Below are 20,524 nucleotides of genomic sequence, written 5' to 3' on the forward strand. Positions count from 1 at the left end.
GCTGCTTAAAGGCCACTAGTATCCAGAGAGGGAGAACGGCACAATGGCTGGGATTTTATGGCAATTGTGAATCACAGCGGAGGCGGATTGTGCGCTACTCCGCCACCTCGTGCACGCCGTTTGGCGACGGTTTCGACAACGGAGCCTGCCGCAATCTGGATCCCGTGAATGCGTTGATACGTGTCTTACGCTCTGAATTGAAATGTGGGAACTTTTCTTCAAGCCCCACGTTCAATAGAGGGTTGCCGATAAAGGGACAGCGTCGGCGCTGTGCCGGGGGCGTTCAAACGCCCGGGCATGCGCATTTGACGACAAGATTATTCACGCAGCCGACCTGGTTCGAGCTGCGTTTTTCGTGCGGGCTGACGACGTTCGCCGGAAACTTGCTTGAAGGGGGGAGAACTTTTGCGAAAAGCCCGAGTCTATGGTTGCAAGTCTGTGAAGCAGCCTCTGCAACACTCCTTTGAGCTCTATGAGGAGTGTTCATGCTAACCCAGGAAGAGGATCAGCAACTGGTCGAACGCGTACAGCGCGGCGACAAGCGAGCCTTTGATCTGCTAGTGGTGAAATATCAGCACAAGATTCTTGGGTTGATCGTGAGATTCGTCCACGACACCCATGAAGCCCAGGATGTCGCGCAAGAGGCTTTTATCAAGGCTTACCGTGCACTTGGGAACTTCCGCGGCGACAGTGCGTTTTATACGTGGCTGTACCGGATCGCCATCAACACGGCGAAAAACTATCTGGTGTCGCGAGGTCGGCGGCCGCCGGACAGCGATGTCAGATCTGAAGACGCGGAGTTCTACGACGGCGATCATGGCCTCAAGGACATCGAGTCGCCGGAACGTGCATTGTTGAGGGATGAGATCGAGGGCACTGTCCATCGAACCATTCAGCTACTGCCAGAAGATTTACGTACAGCTTTAACTTTGCGTGAGTTTGACGGTCTGAGTTACGAAGACATTGCGAGCGTGATGCAATGTCCGGTTGGTACCGTGCGCTCTCGCATCTTCCGCGCTCGGGAAGCCATTGATAAAGCCCTGCAGCCTTTGTTGCAGGAAACCTGAGACAGCGGCGATAGCCAAAGAGAGGAACCGCCATGAGTCGTGAAGCCCTGCAGGAATCGCTGTCCGCGGTGATGGATAACGAAGCGGACGAATTGGAATTGCGTCGAGTGCTCAATGCAATCGACGATCCGGAGACACGGGCCACGTGGTCGCGTTATCAAATTGCTCGCGCAGCGATGCATAAAGAACTGGTCATGCCTCACCTGGACATCTCGGCTGCCGTGTCGGCCGCGATTGCCGACGAGGTCAGCCCGCTGAAGGCCGGTCGTGGTCCTTGGCGTACCTTGGGTCGTTTGGCAGTGGCTGCATCGGTGACCGTTGCCGTCCTCGCCGGCGTTCGCTTGTACAACCAAGACGAGATCGCAGGTGCTCAGTTGGCACAGCAGTCGGCGCAGCCTGCCAACATCGCCATGCCTCAGGTGAAAGGGCCGGCAGTACTGGCCGGTTACACCGAGAGCGAGCCGGCGCCTGGCCCAATGGCCAGCGGCGTGCTGCAAAACCAGGCCGGGGACCAGCGTCTGCCAGGTTACCTGCGTCAACATGCTCAGCAAGCTGCGATGAAAGGCACTGAAAGCGCGCTGCCCTACGCACGCGCTGCCAGTCTGGAAAACCGTTAAGGAGGATCATGCGCGCCATCCCTCTAGTGCCGCTTCTGCTTGGTGGATGGCTGGTCCTTCCAGCTCATGCCGATGATGCGCAAGACCATCTCAAACGTCTTGCGCTGGCTGAGCAGAAGCAGAGCTTCCAAGGCACCTTCGTCTACGAACGCAATGGAAGCTTCTCCACTCATCGAATCTGGCATCGCGTCGCCGACGGCAAGGTTCGTGAACATCTTCTTCAACTCGACGGTTCCGCCCTGGAAGTCCTGCGTGTTGATGGGGTGACCCAATGCGTCAGCGGCACCTTGGAAGCGGGCGTCTCCAATCTCCCCGATTCACCTGCCCATGCTTTCGATGCGAGCAAGTTATCGGCTTGGTATGACATCAAGGTCGCCGGCACCTCCCGTGTGGCAGGGCGTTCGGCAACCGTGGTTACGTTGATTCCAAAGGATCAGCATCGCTACGGAATGGAACTGCATCTGGACAAAGACACCGGTCTGCCCCTCAAGTCGCTTTTGCTCAGTGATAAAGGGCAGTTGCTGGAGCGCTTTCAGTTCACCGATCTTCAGACGGATGATGCTCCCACCGATCAAATGCTCGAGCCTAGCGCTGATTGCAAGCCCGTTTCTGTCGCCAAGGGCAAGTCTGAGCCGCAGAAGCAACAGGTTGCATGGCGTTCCGATTGGTTGCCCCCTGGCTTCCAGTTGAGTAGCGCGGCAGCGCGCCGGGATCCTGATTCCAAAGCGTTGGTGACCAATCTGATGTACGACGATGGTCTTGCCCGTTTCTCTGTGTTCATCGAACCGGTCAGCGGATCGGATGCAACGGATATTCGCACTCAGTTGGGCCCTACGGTGGCGGTGTCCCGTCGTCTTTCGACGCCCAAAGGGGATGCGATGGTGACGGTCGTGGGCGAAATCCCGATCGGTACTGCAGAGCGCGTCGCGCTGTCGATGCGCAACGATGGAGCCGCGCCTGCGGCGAAGAGATAATCGGGTTGCGAAGGGAGCGCTCACTATGAAAAAGGTTTCATATTGGGCGCTTCGGCTTTTCAAGCCAGAGAATGCGGGCCTCGCGCAGAAAGTTGAAATGTTTCGTGAGGTTTGCAGGTTGCAAACGCATCCTTTTTTTTCTATAGGTCAGAGCCTCGCACCTCTGGCCTTTATTGTTTTCAGCATTCAGAAAGCTGGATGAGCGTAAAACTGGCCAAGGGCGGTGCCAGCAAGCGCAGTGTTGCGTTTGCTGGATGCTCCTCGAACCTGTCGGTTCGTACCGCTTAAACATGCTCGTTGTGAACGGGAGCCGTATGTCGATACCACGTTTGAAAACCTATTTGTCCTGGATGGCTGCCGTGCTCATGCTCGGTCAGGTCCTCACTGCGCAGGCCGAAGCCCTGCCGGACTTCACGACGCTTGTGGAACAGGCGTCTCCCGCCGTCGTAAACATCAGTACTCGCCAGAAATTGCCGGATCGTTCTGTCGCACAGGGTCAGATGCCCGACCTCGAAGGGTTGCCGCCGATGCTGCGCGAATTCCTCGAACGCAGCATGCCGCCAGGTTCGCGCTCCCCGGGCAAGGGCGATCGCCAGCGTGAAGCGCAGTCTCTGGGCTCGGGTTTCATCATTTCTGCGGATGGCTTCATCCTGACCAACAACCATGTGATCGATGGGGCTGACGAGATCCTCGTACGCCTGTCTGATCGCAGCGAAATGAAAGCCAAGCTCATCGGCACTGATCCGCGCACCGACGTCGCGGTGCTCAAGATCGACGGCAAGGACCTTCCAACCGTCAAGCTTGGCAATTCCGACAAGTTGAAAGTGGGCGAGTGGGTGCTGGCGATCGGCTCGCCGTTCGGCTTTGACCACTCGGTCACCAAAGGCATCGTCAGCGCCAAAGGCCGCAGCCTGCCGAACGATACTTACGTGCCGTTCATTCAGACCGACGTGGCGATCAACCCGGGCAACTCGGGCGGGCCGCTGTTCAACATGGCAGGTGAAGTGGTGGGTATCAACTCGCAGATATTCACCCGCTCCGGTGGCTTCATGGGTCTGTCGTTCGCTATCCCGATCGATGTGGCCATGGACGTCGCCAATCAACTCAAGGCCAATGGCAAGGTCAATCGTGGCTGGCTGGGCGTCGTCATCCAAGAAGTGAACAAGGATCTGGCCGAGTCGTTCGGGCTCGACAAGCCGGCGGGCGCGCTGGTCGCACAGGTTCTGGAAGACGGTCCGGCAGCCAAGGGCGGCCTGCAGGTCGGTGACGTGATTCTCAGCGCCAACGGCACGCCTATCGTCATGTCTGCCGATCTTCCTCACTTGATCGGCAACCTCAAGGACGGCAGCAAGGCCGAGCTTGAAGTGATCCGTGACGGCAAGCGCCAGAAGCTGACCGTGACCGTGGGTGCGTTGCCCGCGGAGGGCGAAGAAATGGGCGCTACCGACTCGGGTGTCGAGCGCAGCAGCAACCGTCTGGGCGTTTCTGTGACCGACCTCAGCGCAGAGCAAATGAAGTCGCTGGACCTCAAGGGCGGTGTGGTCATCAAGGATGTGCAAGATGGCCCGGCGTCGCTGATCGGCTTGCAGACCGGCGATGTGATCACCCATTTGAACAATCAGGCCATTACCTCGGCCAAACAGTTCACCGAAGTGGCCAAAGGCCTGCCGAAAAATCGTTCGGTCTCGATGCGCGTCCTGCGTCAGGGTCGTGCCACATTCATCACCTTCAAACTCGCGGAATAAGCCGCCAGACGGGAGAGGAGCGGCCAGTCCGCTCCTTTTTTGTGCCGGTCGGACCATCGGTTGCCAGGCCTCGCGCGTGAGCGTGACGCCCCGCTGTTCCTTCAGGTACAATTCCCGGCTATTTTTGGCGGGCAGCCTGCCTGCACCCTTTTTCGAGTGTTGATCCGTGAGTGATTTGAGTCATATCCGCAATTTCTCCATCATCGCCCACATTGACCATGGCAAGTCGACGCTGGCTGACCGTTTCATCCAGATGTGCGGTGGTCTGAGCGAGCGCGAAATGGAAGCCCAAGTGCTTGATTCCATGGACCTGGAACGCGAACGCGGGATCACGATCAAGGCTCACAGCGTCACCCTTCACTACAAGGCGAAGGACGGAAACACCTATCAGCTCAATTTCATCGACACTCCCGGCCACGTAGACTTCACCTATGAAGTCAGCCGTTCGCTGGCTGCCTGCGAAGGTGCGCTGCTGGTGGTGGACGCTGGTCAGGGCGTGGAAGCGCAATCCGTCGCCAACTGCTATACCGCCATCGAACAGGGTCTGGAGGTCATGCCGGTCCTGAACAAGATGGACCTGCCCCAGGCCGAGCCCGAGCGCGTCAAGGAAGAAATCGAGAAAATCATCGGCATCGACGCGACCGATGCCGTGGCATGCAGCGCGAAAAGCGGAATGGGCGTCGACGAGGTTCTGGAGCGCCTGGTTCATACCATTCCGGCCCCGACCGGCGATATCGAAGCCCCTTTGCAGGCATTGATCATTGACTCCTGGTTCGACAATTACCTGGGCGTTGTGTCTTTGGTGCGTGTGCGCCACGGACGCGTCAAGAAGGGTGACAAGATTCTGGTCAAGTCCACCGGCAAGGTTCACCTGGTCGACAGCGTGGGCGTCTTCACCCCCAAGCACACTGCCACCGCCGACCTGAAGGCGGGCGAAGTGGGCTTCATCATCGCCAGCATCAAGGACATTCACGGCGCGCCAGTGGGGGACACCCTGACCCTGTCTTCGACCCCTGAGGTCGAGGTGCTGCCTGGTTTCAAAAAGATCCAGCCTCAGGTCTATGCAGGCCTGTTTCCGGTCAGCTCCGATGATTTCGAAGATTTCCGTGACGCGCTGCAGAAGCTCACCTTGAACGATTCCTCCCTCCAGTACCTGCCGGAAAGCTCAGACGCACTGGGCTTTGGTTTCCGATGCGGTTTCCTGGGCATGTTGCACATGGAGATCATTCAGGAGCGTCTGGAGCGTGAGTATGATCTGGACCTGATCACCACCGCGCCGACGGTAATCTTCGAGCTGTTGCTCAAGACCGGTGAAACCATCTATGTCGACAACCCGTCCAAGCTGCCGGATATCTCCGCCGTCGAAGACATGCGCGAGCCGATCGTGCGGGCGAACATTCTTGTGCCTCAAGAACACTTGGGTAACGTCATTACCCTGTGCATCGAGAAGCGTGGCGTCCAGCGAGACATGCAGTTCCTGGGTGGCCAGGTGCAGGTTAGCTACGATCTGCCGATGAACGAAGTGGTGCTGGACTTCTTCGATCGACTGAAGTCCACCAGCCGAGGCTACGCCTCGCTGGACTATCATTTCGATCGTTACCAGTCAGCGAACTTGGTGAAGCTGGACGTATTGATCAACGGTGACAAGGTCGACGCCCTGGCGCTGATCGTGCACCGTGATAACGCTGCCTATAAAGGTCGAGCGTTGACCGAGAAGATGAAAGAACTGATTCCTCGTCAGATGTTCGACGTGGCAATCCAGGCTGCCATTGGTGGCCAGATTATCGCGCGTACCACTGTCAAGGCGCTCAGAAAGAACGTACTGGCCAAATGTTACGGCGGTGACGTAAGCCGTAAGAAAAAACTGCTCGAGAAGCAGAAGGCCGGTAAGAAACGCATGAAGCAGGTCGGTAACGTGGAGATTCCACAAGACGCCTTCCTCGCTGTGCTCAGGTTGGAATAAACAGGCCCTATGTCACTCAATTTTCCGCTGTTGTTGGTTATCGCCGTATTCGTGTGCGGCGTGCTGGCGTTGTTCGACCTGATCGTCCTGGCGCCGCGCCGGCGCACCGCGGTCGCGAATTATCAGGGCAGCGTGAGTCAGCCGGATATCGCGGTCGTTGAACAACTCAACAAGGAGCCTTTGCTGGTCGAATACGGCAAATCGTTCTTTCCGGTGTTGTTCATCGTGCTGGTGCTGCGGTCCTTCTTGGTGGAGCCTTTCCAGATCCCGTCCGGTTCGATGAAACCGACGCTGGAGGTGGGTGATTTCATTCTGGTCAACAAGTTCTCCTATGGCATCCGCTTGCCGGTGATCGACCTGAAAGTGATTCCGGTCAGCGATCCCCAGCGAGGCGACGTGATGGTCTTCCGCTATCCGAGCGACCCGAACGTCAACTACATCAAGCGTGTGGTCGGGCTGCCTGGTGATGTCATCCGTTACACCAATGACAAGCAGTTGTTCGTCAACGGACAGTTGGTTGCCAAGCAACTGATCGGCTCGGAGCCGGGAACGCTGGGCAGCGCCGAGTTGTACAACGAAAAGCTGGGCGAGGTTCAGCACCTGATCCGCCAGGAAATGAGCCGCTACCGCGCGCCGCCCGATCATGAATGGACGGTGCCAGCCGGGCACTACTTCATGTTGGGTGACAACCGCGACAACTCAAACGACAGTCGCTACTGGGATGATCCCAGCATTCCCAAGGACGAGCTGGGCATGGTTCCCGACCGAAACATCGTCGGCAAGGCTTTCGCGGTGTGGATGAGCTGGCCGGAGCCCAAGCTCAGTCACTTCCCGAACTTCTCGCGAGTCGGTCTGATCAAGTAACACCGATGCGGCGCTGTCTTATACAGCGCCGTATGTCATTTCTGCAGGCTATGCTGCAAAGCGGACAGGGCACGCAACAGGGAAAGACTGATCTTGAGGGCACACATGACATCTGTCGGTTCGCAAAAGGGCTTGTCGTTCATCGGATGGCTGTTACTGCTGGCCGTGCTGGCCTTCGCAGCCACGACCGCCGCCAAGTTGGTGCCGCATTACCTCGACTACCTGTCGCTGAAGAAAATCATCGAGGCGGCAGGGACTGACCGAACGGCGGATGTCAGTTCGAGTGACGATCTCTACGACTATGTGGCCAAAGGCATGCAGGTCAACAACATTCGGGATGTGGATTTGAAGAAGGCGTTAAGCGTGACGACGGAGAACAACCGGTTCCTCGCTCATTTGAAATATGAACAGCGCGAGCCGCTGATCCAGAACATCGATCTGGTGGTCAAGTTCGACCACGAATTCAGCGTAGGTAAACCGTGAGCGTTTCATTGAGTCGTCTGGAGCGTCAGCTCGGTTACACCTTTCAGAACCAGGAGTTGATGGTTCTGGCCCTGACCCACCGCAGTTTTGCCGGACGCAACAACGAGCGTCTGGAGTTTCTTGGTGACGCCATTCTCAACTTCGTCGCGGGTGAAGCGTTGTTCGAACGTTTTCCTCAGGCGCGTGAGGGGCAGTTGTCACGGCTGCGTGCGCGGCTGGTGAAAGGCGAAACCCTTGCCTTGCTCGCCCGCGGCTTTGATCTGGGCGAATACCTGCGCCTGGGATCGGGGGAGTTGAAAAGTGGCGGGTTCCGTCGCGAGTCCATTCTCGCCGATGCACTGGAAGCGCTCATCGGCGCGATCTATCTGGATTCTGACATGCAAACCGCGCGCGATCGCGTGTTGTCCTGGCTGGCCAGCGAGTTCGACAGTCTGACGCTGGTGGACACCAACAAGGACCCGAAAACCCGGCTGCAGGAGTTTCTGCAGTCCCGCGCCTGCGAGCTGCCACGATACGAAGTGGTGGACATTCAAGGCGAGCCGCATTGCCGAACCTTTTTCGTGGAATGCGAAGTGACTTTATTGAACGAGAAAAGCCGAGGACAGGGCGTCAGCCGCCGCATTGCCGAACAGGTAGCCGCCGCGTCAGCCCTTATCGCCCTCGGTGTGGAGAATGGCAATGACTGATTCATCTGCAACACGCTGTGGCTATGTCGCCATCGTCGGCCGGCCAAACGTGGGCAAGTCGACGCTGTTGAACCACATCCTCGGTCAGAAACTTGCGATCACCTCGCGCAAGCCGCAGACCACACGCCACAACATGTTGGGCATCAAGACCGAAAACGGGGTGCAGGCGATCTACGTCGACACCCCCGGGATGCACAAGGGCAGTGACAAGGCGCTCAACCGCTACATGAACAAGACGGCCTCGGCGGCGTTGAAAGACGTCGACGTGGTGATCTTCGTCGTGGACCGCACCAAATGGACCGATGAAGACCAGATGGTGCTGGAGCGTGTGCAATACGTGACTGGCCCGCTGATCGTCGCGTTGAACAAGACCGATCGCATCGAGGACAAGGCCGAATTGATGCCGCATTTGTCCTGGCTGCAGGAACAGTTGCCCAACGCGCAGATCATTCCGATTTCGGCGCAGCAAGGCCATAACCTGGAGGCTCTGGAAAAGGTCATCGCGGACGAGCTCCCGGAGAACGATCACTTTTTTCCGGAAGACCAGATCACTGACCGCAGCAGCCGTTTCCTCGCTGCCGAACTGGTGCGCGAAAAGATCATGCGCCAGTTGGGGGCGGAGTTGCCTTACCAGATCACGGTCGAGATCGAAGAATTCAAGCAGCAAGGCAAGACGCTGCACATCCACGCGTTGATTCTCGTCGAGCGGGATGGCCAGAAAAAAATCATCATTGGCGACAAGGGCGAGCGCATCAAGCGCATCGGCTCCGACGCCCGGCGTGACATGGAGGTGCTGTTCGACTCCAAAGTCATGCTCAACCTCTGGGTCAAGGTCAAAGGTGGCTGGTCCGACGATGAACGTGCCTTGCGCTCATTGGGTTACGGCGATCTCTGACGCCACGGCGACCTGTCCAGAAACGGGAGCGAGCGCGGCCGCGAACGCCGCGTGACACTGAGTTGCGGCGGGCCGTGACATCGCCCTTTCCCATGGGGCTGGTCCCACCGCCGTTTCCGTTCGACGCCCAGTTGCCGCTCATCGAGAAGCCCATGCCTCAGTCTCCCCCGGTCAGCCAGCCTGCCTATGTGTTGCACAGTAGGCCCTATCGCGAAAACAGTGCGCTGGTGGACTTCATCACACCTGAAGGCCGGTTGCGTGCGGTCTTGCGCAGTGCCAAGGGCAAGGCAGGTTCGCTCGCGCGTCCCTTCGTCCCGTTGGAGGTGGAGTTTCGCGGTCGAGGTGAGTTGAAGAACGTGGGTCGGATGGAGAGTGGAGGCATCGCCGCGTGGCTGGAGGGGGAGGTGCTGTTCAGCGGCCTGTACCTCAATGAATTGCTGATTCGGCTGCTGCCTGCCGAGGACGCGATTCCCGGCATCTTCGATCATTACACCGCAACGCTGGCCGCACTGGCGGCAGGTCGTCCGTTGGAGCCGCTGCTACGATCGTTCGAGTGGCGTCTGCTGAACGACTTGGGTTACGGTTTCGCCTTGGATATGGACGTCAACGGCGACCCTCTGGCGGCGGACGGGATGTATCGTTTGCAAGTGGATGCCGGGCTGGAGCGGGTGCATCTCTTTCAGCCCGGTCTTTTCCAAGGTGCAGAACTGCTCGCCATGTCCCAAGCCGACTGGAGTGCCCCGGGGGCGCTGGCGGCGGCCAAACGGCTGATGCGCCAAGCGCTGGCGGTGCATCTGGGGGGGCGTCCGTTGGTGAGCCGAGAGTTGTTCCGCAAGCCTTGACCATACGAACTTTCAGTCTGCAGCAAGCGGTCGACGCCTGCTTGGACGTTGCTTTCAGGAGATCAAAGTGACTCACAGTACCCGCATTCTGCTCGGCGTTAACATCGACCATGTGGCGACCCTGCGCCAGGCGCGCGGCACTCGCTATCCTGACCCGGTGAAAGCGGCACTGGACGCCGAGGAAGCGGGCGCCGATGGCATTACCGTCCACTTGCGCGAAGATCGTCGGCACATCCAGGAGCGCGATGTCCTGCTGCTCAAGGACGTGCTCCAGACGCGCATGAATTTCGAAATGGGCGTCACGGAAGAAATGATGGCGTTCGCCGAACGCATTCGGCCGGCTCATATTTGCCTGGTCCCCGAGACTCGCCAGGAACTGACCACTGAGGGCGGTCTGGATGTCGCCGGTCAGGAAGCGCGGATCAAGGCGGCGGTAGAGCGTCTGTCGGCGATCGGCAGTGAAGTTTCCCTGTTCATCGACGCTGATGAGCGTCAGATCGAAGCCTCGGCCCGTGTCGGCGCGCCGGCGATCGAACTGCACACCGGGCGATACGCCGATGCGCATACTCCGACTGAGGTGGCCGAAGAGTTGAAGCGGATTGCCGACGGTGTCGCTTTTGGCCTGCAGCGAGGGCTGATCGTGAATGCAGGGCATGGGCTGCATTACCACAATGTCGAAGCGGTGGCGGCGATAAAAGGCGTCAACGAGCTCAACATCGGCCATGCACTGGTAGCCCACGCGTTGTTCGTGGGTTTCAAGGCGGCAGTGTCCGAGATGAAGGCATTGATCGTCGCGGCGGCCAAGGGGTAACGCCGCGAGGCTTTCCTAAGCGTAAGGGCGACCGTGATCGGAAGGCGGGATCACGGCTTGCGTGCAACGATGACCGCGCGGCGAGGCGCGGGCAGGCCTTCGACGGTCTTGCTGTGATCCTCCGGATCGAGGAAGTCGCTCAACGATTGGTATTTCATCCATTCGGTACTGCGCTGCTCCTGGACCGTGGTGGTGCTCACGTCCACGCAACGCACGTCCACGAAACCTGCGCGGCGCAGCCACAGTTCCAGTGCGGGCACCGAGGGCAGGAACCACACGTTGCGCATTTGCGAATAACGGTCTTCCGGCACCAGCACCTGATGCACGTCACCTTCGATCACCATGGTTTCCAACACCAGTTCTCCCCCTTTGACCAGGCAGTCCTTCAGCGCCAGAAGATGGTCGATGGGGGATTTTCGGTGATAGAGCACGCCCATCGAGAAAACGGTGTCGAAGCCTTCCAGTCGGGAAGGCAAGTCTTCCAGTGCGAACGGCAGGTGCCAGGCGGGCAGGTCGGGCAGGTAGCGCTGCATGGCCTGGAACTGGCAGAAGAATAACCAATTGGGGTCCACGCCGATCACGCTGTCTGCCCCGGCACCCAGCATGCGCCACTGGTAGTAGCCGTTGCCGCAGCCCACATCCAGGACACGCTTGCCTAGCAGATCCAGGTGAGGCGCGACCCGCGACCATTTCCAGTCCGAGCGCCACTCGGTGTCGACATGCACGCCAAACACGTCGAACGGGCCTTTGCGCCAAGGAGACAGGCCCATCAACGCCGCGCGGGTGCGATCGCGAGTGGCGTCGTCGCAATCGGCATCGAGTAAGAAACGGTCCTTGAGGTCGACACGCGTGGCCGCCAGGTCAGGCAAAGCATTCAACGCGCCTTGCCAGCGCTCCAGATCACCGTGGCCTTTTTCCATCTTCGCGTCGAGCTGCGCCTGCAGACCTTGGGCCCAGGTGTACAGCGGGGTGCCCGCCAGGCGGCGGACGAGTGGGGAAAGATCGATCATGGCAGGGCAATCAGAGAGGCAAAATTAAGACATTGGAACCAGGGGACGACGCTGGAGAAACCTGCGGCCAGCAACCGCTCGCGATGTTGTTCGAGGCTGTCGGGTTTCATCACGTTCTCGATGGCGCTGCGTTTCTGCGCGATTTCCAACTCGCTGTAGCCGTTGGCGCGTTTGAACGCCACATGCAAGTCAGTCAGCAGCACCTGCTGGTCATCGTCCTCGAAGCGAAGTTTTTCGGACAGGATCAAAGCACCACCGGGTAGCAAGCACTGGCGGATCCTGGTCAGCAGTTCCAGGCGCTGTTCCGGTGCGATGAATTGCAGCGTGAAATTCAATGCCACGACCGAAGCGGGCTTGAAGTCCAGTGCGAGGATATCGCTCTCGATAACTTCTACCGGGAGCAACTCTTGGTGCATCGAGTTCTGCGCATTGAGGTACTCGCGGCAGCGTTCGACCATCGCGGCAGAGTTATCGACGGCGATCACCCGACAGTCGTCGGTGCGCACATGGCGACGCAGCGCTTGGGTAACGGCACCCAGAGAGCTGCCCAAGTCATACAGCACGCTGTGGGGCTGAGCGAACTGCGTTGCGAGGACCCCAAGGTTCTCGACAATGGTCGGGTAGCCCGGCACCGAGCGCTTGATCATGTCCGGGAACACCCGCACCACGTCTTCATTGAAGGCGAAGTCGGGCACCTGGGCCAGTGGCTGGGCGAATAGGCGGTCGGGTTCTTGGCTCACGGTGGTTCCGATGGATGAGGCGAAAAGTGCGGCATTTTAGACAAATGTGCCGGGATGCTGAAACCTCATCTCATCGCAGCATCGCGCATTGGATCAGCACCGGGTGCCAAGGAAACGAAAATGACCTTATTTCACCGTGATTTGGCAGTCGAAAGTGCGCTCCGGGCGAACCTCTGGCGCCCAGGGCTGCTGGTAAACCATCATCAGGTGCCCAGTGCCCGGGTTGGCGGCCCTGTAGCGCCACACCGACTGACCCGAGGTCCCCACCATGCCGACATCTTCCGGCGTGTTGAACACCTCCGGGCCGAGCGCATTGAGGATCGACGGCGCAGGGTTCTGCATGAGCCAGCGGTGCCCGGTGGTGGGGTTGCTCGGCAGCATGAGCATGAGGGTCTGACCGGTCTTGAGGGTGATCGGGCAGTCGTTCTGATCTTCAAGGGAAACGATCTGTTTCGGTTGTTGAGCGCAGGCGGCCAGCAGGGCCATGCTCAGAGGGACTAGCAGACGGGCGGCGGTCATGAAGGCTCCGGTCGTAGGCGGTTTGAGTCCGAGCATAACCGAAGATTGTTGATCGTTCCCACGCTCTGCGTGGTAACGCCGCTAAGGACGCTCCGCGTCCTCGTGACGCAGAGCGTCACAGGATGCATGCCCACGCAGAGCGTGGGCACGATCACTGCCTCAACCGGAAGAGCGTGGGGAATTAGAACAACACCTTCGACACGTCGGAGAAACGTTTGGCGAAATGCACGGTGAGGCCTTCTTTCAGGTAATCCGGCAGCTCTTCGAAGTTGCCGCGGTTGGCTTCCGGCAGGATCAACTCGTAGATTTTCTGCCGCCGCGCCGCAATGACCTTTTCGCGTACCCCGCCGATAGGGAGCACGTGGCCGGTGAGGGTGAGCTCGCCGGTCATCGCCACGCCTTTTTTCGGTGCCTGATTGCGGGCCAGCGAGAGCAGGGCACTGGCCATGGTCACGCCCGCGCTCGGGCCGTCCTTCGGCGTAGCGCCTTCCGGCACATGCAGGTGAACGAAGGCTTCGTCGAAAAAGCCCTTGTCGCCGCCGAATTTCGCCAGGTTCGAACTGATGTAGCTGTAGGCGATTTCGGCAGATTCCTTCATCACGTCGCCCAACTGGCCGGTGAGTTTGAAACCGCGGTTGTGGGTGTGGATGCGTGTCGCTTCGATGGGCAGCGTGGCGCCGCCCATGCTGGTCCACGCCAGGCCAGTGATGACGCCGACACCGGAGAGCACTTGTTCACTGCGGAAGACCGGCATCCCCAGCGAGGCTTCGAGGTCTTTGGGGCCGATTTTCACCACGGTGTCAGGGTTATCAAGCAGCTTGACCACGGCCTTGCGCACCAGTTTGCCCAGTTGCTTCTCCAACTGGCGTACGCCCGACTCGCGTGCGTAGCCTTCGATCACGGCGCGCAGCGCGCTGTCGCTGATGGTCAGGCTGGTTTTCGCCACACCGGCCTTGGCCAGTTGTTTCGGCCAAAGGTGACGCTTGGCAATGGCCAGCTTTTCCTCGGTGATATAGCCAGACAGGCGAATCACTTCCATCCGGTCCAACAGCGGGCCGGGGATCGAGTCCAGGGTGTTGGCGGTACAGACGAACAACACTTTCGACAAGTCCAGACGCAGGTCCAGGTAGTGGTCGAGAAACTCGACGTTCTGTTCCGGATCCAGCGTTTCCAGCAGCGCCGAGGCCGGATCGCCCTGGTAGCTCTGGCCCATCTTGTCGATCTCGTCGAGCATGATGACCGGGTTCATCACCTCCATGTCCTTGAGCGCCTGCACCAATTTGCCCGGCTGGGCGCCGATGTAGGTGCGACGATGACCCTTGATTTCCGCTTCGTCGCGCATGCCGCCGACACTGAAGCGGTAGAAGGGGCGCCCCAGGGATTCGGCGATCGACTTGCCCACACTGGTCTTCCCCACCCCTGGCGGGCCGACCAGCAAGACGATGGAACCTGCGATTTCACCCTTGTAGGCGCCCACCGCGAGAAATTCGAGTATGCGGCTCTTGATGTCATCGAGGCCTGCATGGTGCTGATCGAGCACCTTGCGCGCGTGCTTCAGGTCCAGCTTGTCTTCGCCGTAGACACCCCACGGCACTGAGCTGGCCCAGTCCAGGTAATTGCGGGTGACGGCATATTCCGGCGAGCCGGTTTCCAGCACCGAGAGCTTGTTGATTTCCTCGTCGATTCGCTTGCGCGCCTGCGGGGGCAGGGTCTTGCCCACCAGGCGCTCTTCGAACTGTTCGATGTCTGCGCTGCGATCATCCTTGGTCAGCCCGAGCTCCTGCTGAATGACCTTGAGCTGCTCCTTGAGAAAAAATTCGCGCTGGTGCTCGCCGATCTTACGGTTCACTTCGGCCGAGATTTCCTTCTGCAGCCGCGCAACTTCGACTTCCTTGCGCAGCATCGGCAGAACCTTTTCCATGCGTTTGAGCACGGGCACGCAATCCAGCACTTCCTGCAATTCAATACCGGTCGCCGACGTCAGGGCCGCCGCGAAGTCGGTCAGGGGGGACGGGTCGTTCGGGCTGAAGCGATTGAGGTAGTTCTTCAGTTCTTCGCTGTACAGCGGATTGAGCGGCAGCAGTTCCTTGATCGCATTGATCAATGCCATGCCATACGCCTTGACTTCGTCGGTCGGCTCGTTGGGCTGATGCGGATACTCGACTTCCACCAGGAAAGGCGGACGATGATGCTTGAGCCAGGTTTTGATACGCACTCGGCTCAGGCCTTGGGCGACGAACTGCAACTTGCCGCCTTCGCGGCTGGCATGGTGCACCTTCACCAGCGTGCCGTACTCGGGCAATGCCTTGGTGTCGAAATGCCGCGGGTCTTCCGGGGGCGTGTCCATGAAAAACAGCGCCAGGGAGTGGTGTTCGGATTTACTCACCAACTCGAGCGTTTCGGCCCAGGGTTCCTCATTGACGATGACGGGGAGGACTTGGGCCGGAAAGAATGGACGATTGTGAATCGGGATGATGTAGACCTGATCCGGGAGATTCTGACCCGGCAGCGCCAGGCTTTTACGGTCGGCACCGATGACTTCGTGCTCATGGTCGAAGTCACCGTGCGCGGAATCTGTTTGCTGGTCGCTCATGGGGCACCTGCATCAATGGAGTTGAGGCTTAGATGGGGCAGGCGCACTCAGGTTTCAATAGCAACGGTCGATAGCCTTCAAGAGGGAAGCCGATAGAGATATATAGATCGATCGTGCTTCTCATCGGCTATCATAGTGTGATGGCGTTATGCCTGCTTTTGTCGGAGCGTTGTTCCGTCGGAGCCGTTTCATCGCGAGATGTTTCATCAACATGCCAGGGCTGGCGCTACGCTTTTACTGACCATGCCGTACTGGATGCTTGTATGAACCCTGTCGTTTCCTTGTTGTGGGTAGCCGCAACCGTTCTTTTTGGTTCCGCTGCCAGCGCGGCTTCATTGACGGCCGAATTCTTCGACCCTCAAGGCAAATCCTTGCGTGATGCGGTGTTGACGCTGCAAGGCCCCTCCGGCAAAGCCGACCTTGCTCCCAAAGCCGACATGGACCAGCGCGATCAGCGCTTTGCGCCCCACGTGCTCGCCGTGCGCACGGGCACGCAAATCAGTTTCCCCAACAGCGACAACATCCGCCATCAGGTGTACTCCTTCTCGCCAGCCAAACGCTTCGAATTGCGGCTGTATGGCGGCACACCCTCTGACCCGGTGCTCTTCGACAAGCCGGGTGTGGTCGTGCTGGGTTGCAACATCCATGACTGGATGCTCGGTTACGTGTATGTGACAGACGATCCATGGTTCGGTGTGAGCAGCGACCGAGGCACATTGACCCTCTCGCAACTGCCGCCAGGCCACTACAAAGCGACGCTCTGGCACCCCCAGGCCCCCGACATGCAGCCCGTATCAGCCGGGGATTTCGACATTCCTCCCGGGGGGCTTCGTCAGCGGTTCACGGTCGCTGTGCAGCCCAAGCCTGACGACATGCCCGCTGAGCCAGCACCCAGCGCGTTCGGCGACGCATTTCACAAAGCGGCGCACGAATGAGACGTCAGATCAGCTTTCAGGCGCGTATCGCGGGCGTTCTGATTCTGCTGCTGTTGATCGTGGTCGGCGCGGTGGTTCTCGCCGTCAAGGCCGCGACCCAGGACGCCGTGCGTAAGCAGGCGCAAGCCCAACTGGAAGTGGGCACTCGGGTATTCGAAGGCCTGCTGGAAATGCGCGGTAAACGATTGCGCGATGCGGTGCAGTTGCTGTCCAGTGATTTCGGCTTCCGTGACGCGGTCGCATCGGCTGATTCGGCCACGATCCGCTCGGTCCTGCTCAACCATGGGGCGCGCATCAATGCCAACGACATGTTCCTGTTGGGCATGGACGGTAAAGTGCTGTCCAGCACGCTGGAGCAGATTCCCGAAGGCTCGCCGTTCCCCTATTTCCAGGCCCTGCGCGATTTGAAGTCGCATAACCAGTCGATGCTCATCGTCCCTTTGCAGGGCAAGCCGCACTTGTTGGTAGAAAGTACGGTGTCGGCACCCTTGCCCATGGCGCGGGTGGTGATGGGGTTCAGCATGGACGACGACCTCGCCCAGGAACTGCGTTCGCTCAGTGGCTTGCAGGTTTCGTTTCTCTCGATGGTCGATCACCGGCCGGGGGAGATCATCACCACGCAACCGCAAGACCTCAATGACAGCTTGCAGGCGCTGATGATGAGCCCGGCCAGTAATCAGATGCAGATGACCGAGCATGGCAAGCATCGCTTCTTGAGTACGCGCCTGAGCCTGGGGAATACGGGTGACAGCAATGGCGATCAGGTCGTCGCGCTGCTTCAGTGCCCGCTGGATCAAGCCATGCAGGCGTTCGCACCGCTGGATGAGAAGCTGCTTTGGATCACGGCGATCGCTCTCTTCGCGTCGCTGATTGGCACCCTGTTGTTGGCGCGTAGCGTTTCCGGGCCGGTCAGAACGCTGGCGCAGGCGGCCGAGCGGATCGGCGAAGGGGATTACAGCACGCCGGTGACCCTCGAGCGCAGCGATGAATTGGGGCTGTTGGCAGGGGCCATCAACCATATGCAGGCCGGCATCGCCGAACGTGAGAAGCAGTTGGCCCATAACGCGCTGCACGACGGGCTAACAGGCCTGCCCAACCGCGCGTTGGTCATGGAGCGTCTGGGCAGCGCCATCTCGTCTCGACGGCGTGTTGCCCTGTTGTATCTGGGCATCGATAACTTCCGCGCGATAAACGACAGCATTGGCCCGGAAGGTGTCGAGGAGCTGTTGCAGGTCATGGGTGAACAGTTGCAGTTGCCCCTGCGCCCGGGCGACACCGTGGCGCGGTTGTCCGGCAATGAGTTTCTGTTGTTGGTGCACAACGCCGAGATCGACAGCGCGGTGGCAGTGGCAGACCGCTTGCAACGGCTGTTGCTCAAGCCGCAGCACATTGCGGATCACGACATTTCATTGGACGCCTGCATCGGGATCGCTGCCTATCCCGTCCATGGCGATTCACCTTCCGAGCTGCTCAGCCGCGCGTCCATCGCCCGTCAGGATGCCACGCAGTTGCCTGGGCGTTTGCAGGTGTACGAGGACGGTCGCGACGTGGCGCACCAGCGACAGATTCGGCTCATCCGCGACCTGCGCCATGCCGCCCGTAATGGCGAACTGATGCTGCATTACCAGCCCAAGCTGGACATTCGCAACCGTCGGGCACGGCAGGCCGAAGCGCTGCTGCGCTGGCAACACCCGCAGTTCGGCAGTGTGTCCCCTGCGGAGTTCATCGTGCTGGCCGAGCGCACCGGCAGTATTCAGTTGCTGACCAACTGGGTGATCGAGGAGGCCATGCGCCAGTTGGCCGAGTGGAATCGTCGCGGTCTGCGGGTGCAACTGTCGGTGAACATCTCGGCTGACGATCTGCTCGATGGCGATCTGGCGGACCGCGTGTCCGATCTGCTCAAGCTGTACCGAGTGCCCGCCGAGCAGTTGATCTTCGAAATCACCGAAAGCGCGGTGATGCGCGAACCCGAGCACGCGTTGCGGGTACTCAATCGGCTGCGTGAGTGCGGTATCAGCTTGTCCGTGGACGATTTCGGTACCGGTTACTCGTCGTTGGCTCACCTCAAGCGGCTGCCGGTGCAGGAGTTGAAGATCGATCAGTCGTTCGTGCGCAACCTGGATGAAACCAGTGAAGACGCAGTGATCGTCCGCTCGACCATCGAGATGAGCCACAACCTGGGGCTCAAAGTGGTGGCCGAAGGGGTCGAGTACGAGCATAGCCTGCGTCTGCTGGAGCGCTGGCATTGCGATACCGCGCAGGGTTACTTGATCAGTCGGCCGCTCAATGCGGTCGCGTTCGAAGCCTGGATCGCCCAGTCCCCTACGTCCCCTGGCATGATGATTCATTGATTGGTTGAAGTTATGACACGTAGTCTCTCGGCGGTATTAAGCCCTGTGGTGTTGGCGAGTCTGGTGGGGGGAGTGCCTCTGCTCGCCGAAGCCGATCAGGGGCGCCTGATTGCAACCGGCGGCGCCAGCAGCATCGAAGGTGCGGCCGGGGGCGGGATTATCCCGTGGGCCGTGCTGGGCGGGTACGACGAGCAGGGCGAGTGGAGCGCCAACCTGTTCGGCACCCACATCAACCTTCCCGACTACACGCTGGATGTCGCCGGTGCAGGGTTCACCTACGGCAACCGCGTGGAATTTTCATACGCTCACCAGCGATTTGACTTGGGCTCGTTGGTCCACAAATTCAGCTTGCCGGACGACAACCTCACTCAGGACATTTTCGGCGTGAAGCTGCGCCTGTTCGGCGACCTGATCTACGATCAATTGCCACAGGTGTCGGCGGGGCTTGAGTACAAGCATCAAAACGATTTTCTGATTCCCCACTTGGTGGGCGCCAAGCGCGATGCCGATGTCGAGGGTTACCTCACGGCCAGCCGTTTGTTCATGGGCGCCGCGTTTGGTTACAACGTGGTGGTCAACGGCGGCGTGCGCTATAGCCGCGCCAACGAGACCGGTTTGCTCGGTTTTGGCGGCGATCGTCGAGACACCCGCAGCGTGCTGAAAGAAGGCTCCGTGGCGTTGCTGTTCAACCCCAGGTGGGCGGTTGGGGTGGAATACCGCGAAAAACCGGACAATCTGTCCTTTGCCGGAGAAAGCGATTGGGCCGACGCCTTTGTCGGTTGGTTTCCCAACAAACATGTCTCAGTGGTGCTGGCCTACGCGCGCCTAGGTGAAATCGCAACGCTCGATAACCAGAACGGCACCTATCTGTCTGTGCAGGGGAGCTTCTGATGCTGCGACCGTTGCGTTGGATGACGTGCTTGAGCCTGGCGCTGCTGACGGCCTGCGCGCAGCAGCCACCACAGGATGACAGCCTGTATCGCGCTTTGGGCGAGCGGGCCGGGATTCAGAAAGTCGTCGAAGGGATGTTGTTGCACGTGGCCCGGGACGACCGAATTGTCGAGCACTTCCGCAGAATCGACATCGTTCGTCTGCGCGATAAGCTGGTGGAGCAATTTTGCGTAGAGACGGGTGGGCCCTGTACCTACACGGGCGACAGCATGGCAGAGTCCCACAAGGGCCAGCACCTGACCCGCAGTGATTTCAACGCATTGGTGGAGGATCTGATCGACGCGATGGATGAATTGAACATTCCGGTCCCGACTCAGAACCGGTTGATTGCGCGGCTGGCGCCGATGCGAGGGGAGGTGATCGATAAATAACCTCCCAACACCGACTGAAGGAGCGCGCTTGCCCCCGATTGCGGTGTGTCAGCACTCAATAGTGGATTGACACACCGCAATCGCGGGCAAGCGCGCTCCTACAAAGG

19 protein-coding genes are annotated in these 20,524 nt (G+C 59.4%); 15 read left to right on the forward strand and 4 right to left on the reverse strand.

Features of this window, described 5'->3' with window-relative positions; genetic code table 11:
- Positions 1–485 precede the first annotated feature (485 nt).
- The 11 genes from rpoE (at position 486) to pdxJ (ending at position 10,947) form a co-directional block, all read left to right on the forward strand.
- Complete coding sequence (gene rpoE / locus DBP26_RS20410) at positions 486–1,067, forward strand: RNA polymerase sigma factor RpoE (protein WP_037014368.1); 582 nt, start codon at positions 486–488, stop codon at positions 1,065–1,067.
- Between the two features lie 32 nt (positions 1,068–1,099).
- Positions 1,100–1,684, forward strand: a complete 585-nt coding sequence (locus DBP26_RS20415; protein WP_108239333.1) for an RseA family anti-sigma factor — start codon at positions 1,100–1,102, stop codon at positions 1,682–1,684.
- Positions 1,685–1,692: 8 nt separating this feature from the next.
- The gene (locus DBP26_RS20420) at positions 1,693–2,658 is read left to right on the forward strand and encodes a MucB/RseB C-terminal domain-containing protein (protein WP_108239334.1); all 966 of its coding nucleotides are present in this window, start codon (positions 1,693–1,695) and stop codon (positions 2,656–2,658) included.
- Positions 2,659–2,978: 320 nt separating this feature from the next.
- The gene (locus tag DBP26_RS20425) at positions 2,979–4,403 is read left to right on the forward strand and encodes a DegQ family serine endoprotease (protein ID WP_177411099.1); all 1,425 of its coding nucleotides are present in this window, start codon (positions 2,979–2,981) and stop codon (positions 4,401–4,403) included.
- A 166-nt stretch (positions 4,404–4,569) separates the two neighbouring features.
- Positions 4,570–6,366: a translation elongation factor 4 gene (gene lepA, locus DBP26_RS20430; protein WP_108239336.1), complete on the forward strand. Its 1,797-nt coding sequence runs from the start codon at positions 4,570–4,572 to the stop codon at positions 6,364–6,366.
- A 9-nt stretch (positions 6,367–6,375) separates the two neighbouring features.
- Positions 6,376–7,230, forward strand: coding sequence for a signal peptidase I (gene lepB / locus DBP26_RS20435; RefSeq protein ID WP_108239337.1), 855 nt, complete (start codon positions 6,376–6,378; stop codon positions 7,228–7,230).
- Positions 7,231–7,335: 105 nt separating this feature from the next.
- On the forward strand, positions 7,336–7,713 hold the full coding sequence (locus DBP26_RS20440) for a DUF4845 domain-containing protein (protein ID WP_108239338.1): 378 nt from the start codon (positions 7,336–7,338) through the stop codon (positions 7,711–7,713).
- Positions 7,710–8,399 (forward strand): ribonuclease III, encoded by a 690-nt coding sequence (rnc, locus tag DBP26_RS20445; RefSeq protein WP_108239339.1) that lies wholly within the window; start codon positions 7,710–7,712, stop codon positions 8,397–8,399. Before DBP26_RS20440 ends, rnc begins: the two co-directional genes overlap by 4 nt.
- Positions 8,392–9,294, forward strand: a complete 903-nt coding sequence (gene era, locus DBP26_RS20450; RefSeq protein ID WP_108239340.1) for a GTPase Era — start codon at positions 8,392–8,394, stop codon at positions 9,292–9,294. The genes rnc and era overlap by 8 nt, the downstream gene beginning before the upstream one ends.
- Before the next feature lie 152 nt (positions 9,295–9,446).
- Positions 9,447–10,136 (forward strand): DNA repair protein RecO, encoded by a 690-nt coding sequence (recO, locus tag DBP26_RS20455; RefSeq protein ID WP_108239401.1) that lies wholly within the window; start codon positions 9,447–9,449, stop codon positions 10,134–10,136.
- A gap of 67 nt (positions 10,137–10,203) precedes the next feature.
- Complete coding sequence (pdxJ, locus tag DBP26_RS20460; protein ID WP_108239341.1) at positions 10,204–10,947, forward strand: pyridoxine 5'-phosphate synthase; 744 nt, start codon at positions 10,204–10,206, stop codon at positions 10,945–10,947.
- A gap of 50 nt (positions 10,948–10,997) precedes the next feature.
- On the opposite strand, the gene cmoB is transcribed toward pdxJ, so the two are convergent.
- The 4 genes from cmoB to lon all read right to left on the reverse strand — a co-directional run bounded on the left by cmoB (position 10,998) and on the right by lon (position 15,809).
- Positions 10,998–11,957 (reverse strand): tRNA 5-methoxyuridine(34)/uridine 5-oxyacetic acid(34) synthase CmoB, encoded by a 960-nt coding sequence (gene cmoB / locus DBP26_RS20465; protein WP_108239342.1) that lies wholly within the window; start codon positions 11,955–11,957, stop codon positions 10,998–11,000.
- Entirely contained in the window at positions 11,954–12,697 is a 744-nt protein-coding gene (gene cmoA, locus DBP26_RS20470; RefSeq protein WP_108239343.1) for a carboxy-S-adenosyl-L-methionine synthase CmoA, read from the reverse strand. The genes cmoB and cmoA overlap by 4 nt, the downstream gene beginning before the upstream one ends.
- A gap of 126 nt (positions 12,698–12,823) precedes the next feature.
- Positions 12,824–13,216, reverse strand: a complete 393-nt coding sequence (locus tag DBP26_RS20475) for a protease inhibitor I42 family protein (protein ID WP_108239344.1) — start codon at positions 13,214–13,216, stop codon at positions 12,824–12,826.
- 181 nt (positions 13,217–13,397) lie between these two features.
- Complete coding sequence (gene lon, locus DBP26_RS20480; RefSeq protein WP_108239345.1) at positions 13,398–15,809, reverse strand: endopeptidase La; 2,412 nt, start codon at positions 15,807–15,809, stop codon at positions 13,398–13,400.
- 263 nt (positions 15,810–16,072) lie between these two features.
- On the opposite strand from lon, the gene DBP26_RS20485 reads away from it, so the two are divergent.
- The 4 genes from DBP26_RS20485 to DBP26_RS20500 are packed head-to-tail and all read left to right on the forward strand — an operon-like array spanning position 16,073 to position 20,417.
- Positions 16,073–16,744, forward strand: a complete 672-nt coding sequence (locus DBP26_RS20485) for a methylamine utilization protein (protein WP_108239346.1) — start codon at positions 16,073–16,075, stop codon at positions 16,742–16,744.
- Positions 16,741–19,095: an EAL domain-containing protein gene (locus tag DBP26_RS20490; protein ID WP_108239347.1), complete on the forward strand. Its 2,355-nt coding sequence runs from the start codon at positions 16,741–16,743 to the stop codon at positions 19,093–19,095. Before DBP26_RS20485 ends, DBP26_RS20490 begins: the two co-directional genes overlap by 4 nt.
- Positions 19,096–19,107: 12 nt before the next feature.
- Positions 19,108–19,986, forward strand: coding sequence for a DUF3034 family protein (locus tag DBP26_RS20495; protein WP_108239348.1), 879 nt, complete (start codon positions 19,108–19,110; stop codon positions 19,984–19,986).
- Positions 19,986–20,417, forward strand: coding sequence for a group 1 truncated hemoglobin (locus DBP26_RS20500; RefSeq protein ID WP_256601911.1), 432 nt, complete (start codon positions 19,986–19,988; stop codon positions 20,415–20,417). The genes DBP26_RS20495 and DBP26_RS20500 overlap by 1 nt, the downstream gene beginning before the upstream one ends.
- Positions 20,418–20,524 lie beyond the last annotated feature (107 nt).

Origin of the sequence: Pseudomonas sp. RIT409, from assembly GCF_003052515.2 — a bacterium.
GTDB lineage: Bacteria > Pseudomonadota > Gammaproteobacteria > Pseudomonadales > Pseudomonadaceae > Aquipseudomonas.

Excerpts from the sequence above, each read along its gene's own strand:
- rpoE (WP_037014368.1), top strand. The coding sequence starts at position 486 with ATGCTAACCCAGGAAGAGGATCAGCAACTGGTCGAACGCGTACAGCGC.
- DBP26_RS20415 (WP_108239333.1), top strand. The coding sequence starts at position 1,100 with ATGAGTCGTGAAGCCCTGCAGGAATCGCTGTCCGCGGTGATGGATAAC.
- DBP26_RS20420 (WP_108239334.1), top strand. The coding sequence starts at position 1,693 with ATGCGCGCCATCCCTCTAGTGCCGCTTCTGCTTGGTGGATGGCTGGTC.
- lepB (WP_108239337.1), top strand. The coding sequence starts at position 6,376 with ATGTCACTCAATTTTCCGCTGTTGTTGGTTATCGCCGTATTCGTGTGC.
- DBP26_RS20440 (WP_108239338.1), top strand. The coding sequence starts at position 7,336 with ATGACATCTGTCGGTTCGCAAAAGGGCTTGTCGTTCATCGGATGGCTG.
- era (WP_108239340.1), top strand. The coding sequence starts at position 8,392 with ATGACTGATTCATCTGCAACACGCTGTGGCTATGTCGCCATCGTCGGC.
- recO (WP_108239401.1), top strand. The coding sequence starts at position 9,447 with ATGCCTCAGTCTCCCCCGGTCAGCCAGCCTGCCTATGTGTTGCACAGT.
- cmoB (WP_108239342.1), bottom strand. The coding sequence starts at position 11,957 with ATGATCGATCTTTCCCCACTCGTCCGCCGCCTGGCGGGCACCCCGCTG.
- DBP26_RS20475 (WP_108239344.1), bottom strand. The coding sequence starts at position 13,216 with ATGACCGCCGCCCGTCTGCTAGTCCCTCTGAGCATGGCCCTGCTGGCC.
- lon (WP_108239345.1), bottom strand. The coding sequence starts at position 15,809 with ATGAGCGACCAGCAAACAGATTCCGCGCACGGTGACTTCGACCATGAG.
- DBP26_RS20485 (WP_108239346.1), top strand. The coding sequence starts at position 16,073 with ATGAACCCTGTCGTTTCCTTGTTGTGGGTAGCCGCAACCGTTCTTTTT.
- DBP26_RS20490 (WP_108239347.1), top strand. The coding sequence starts at position 16,741 with ATGAGACGTCAGATCAGCTTTCAGGCGCGTATCGCGGGCGTTCTGATT.
- DBP26_RS20495 (WP_108239348.1), top strand. The coding sequence starts at position 19,108 with ATGACACGTAGTCTCTCGGCGGTATTAAGCCCTGTGGTGTTGGCGAGT.
- DBP26_RS20500 (WP_256601911.1), top strand. The coding sequence starts at position 19,986 with ATGCTGCGACCGTTGCGTTGGATGACGTGCTTGAGCCTGGCGCTGCTG.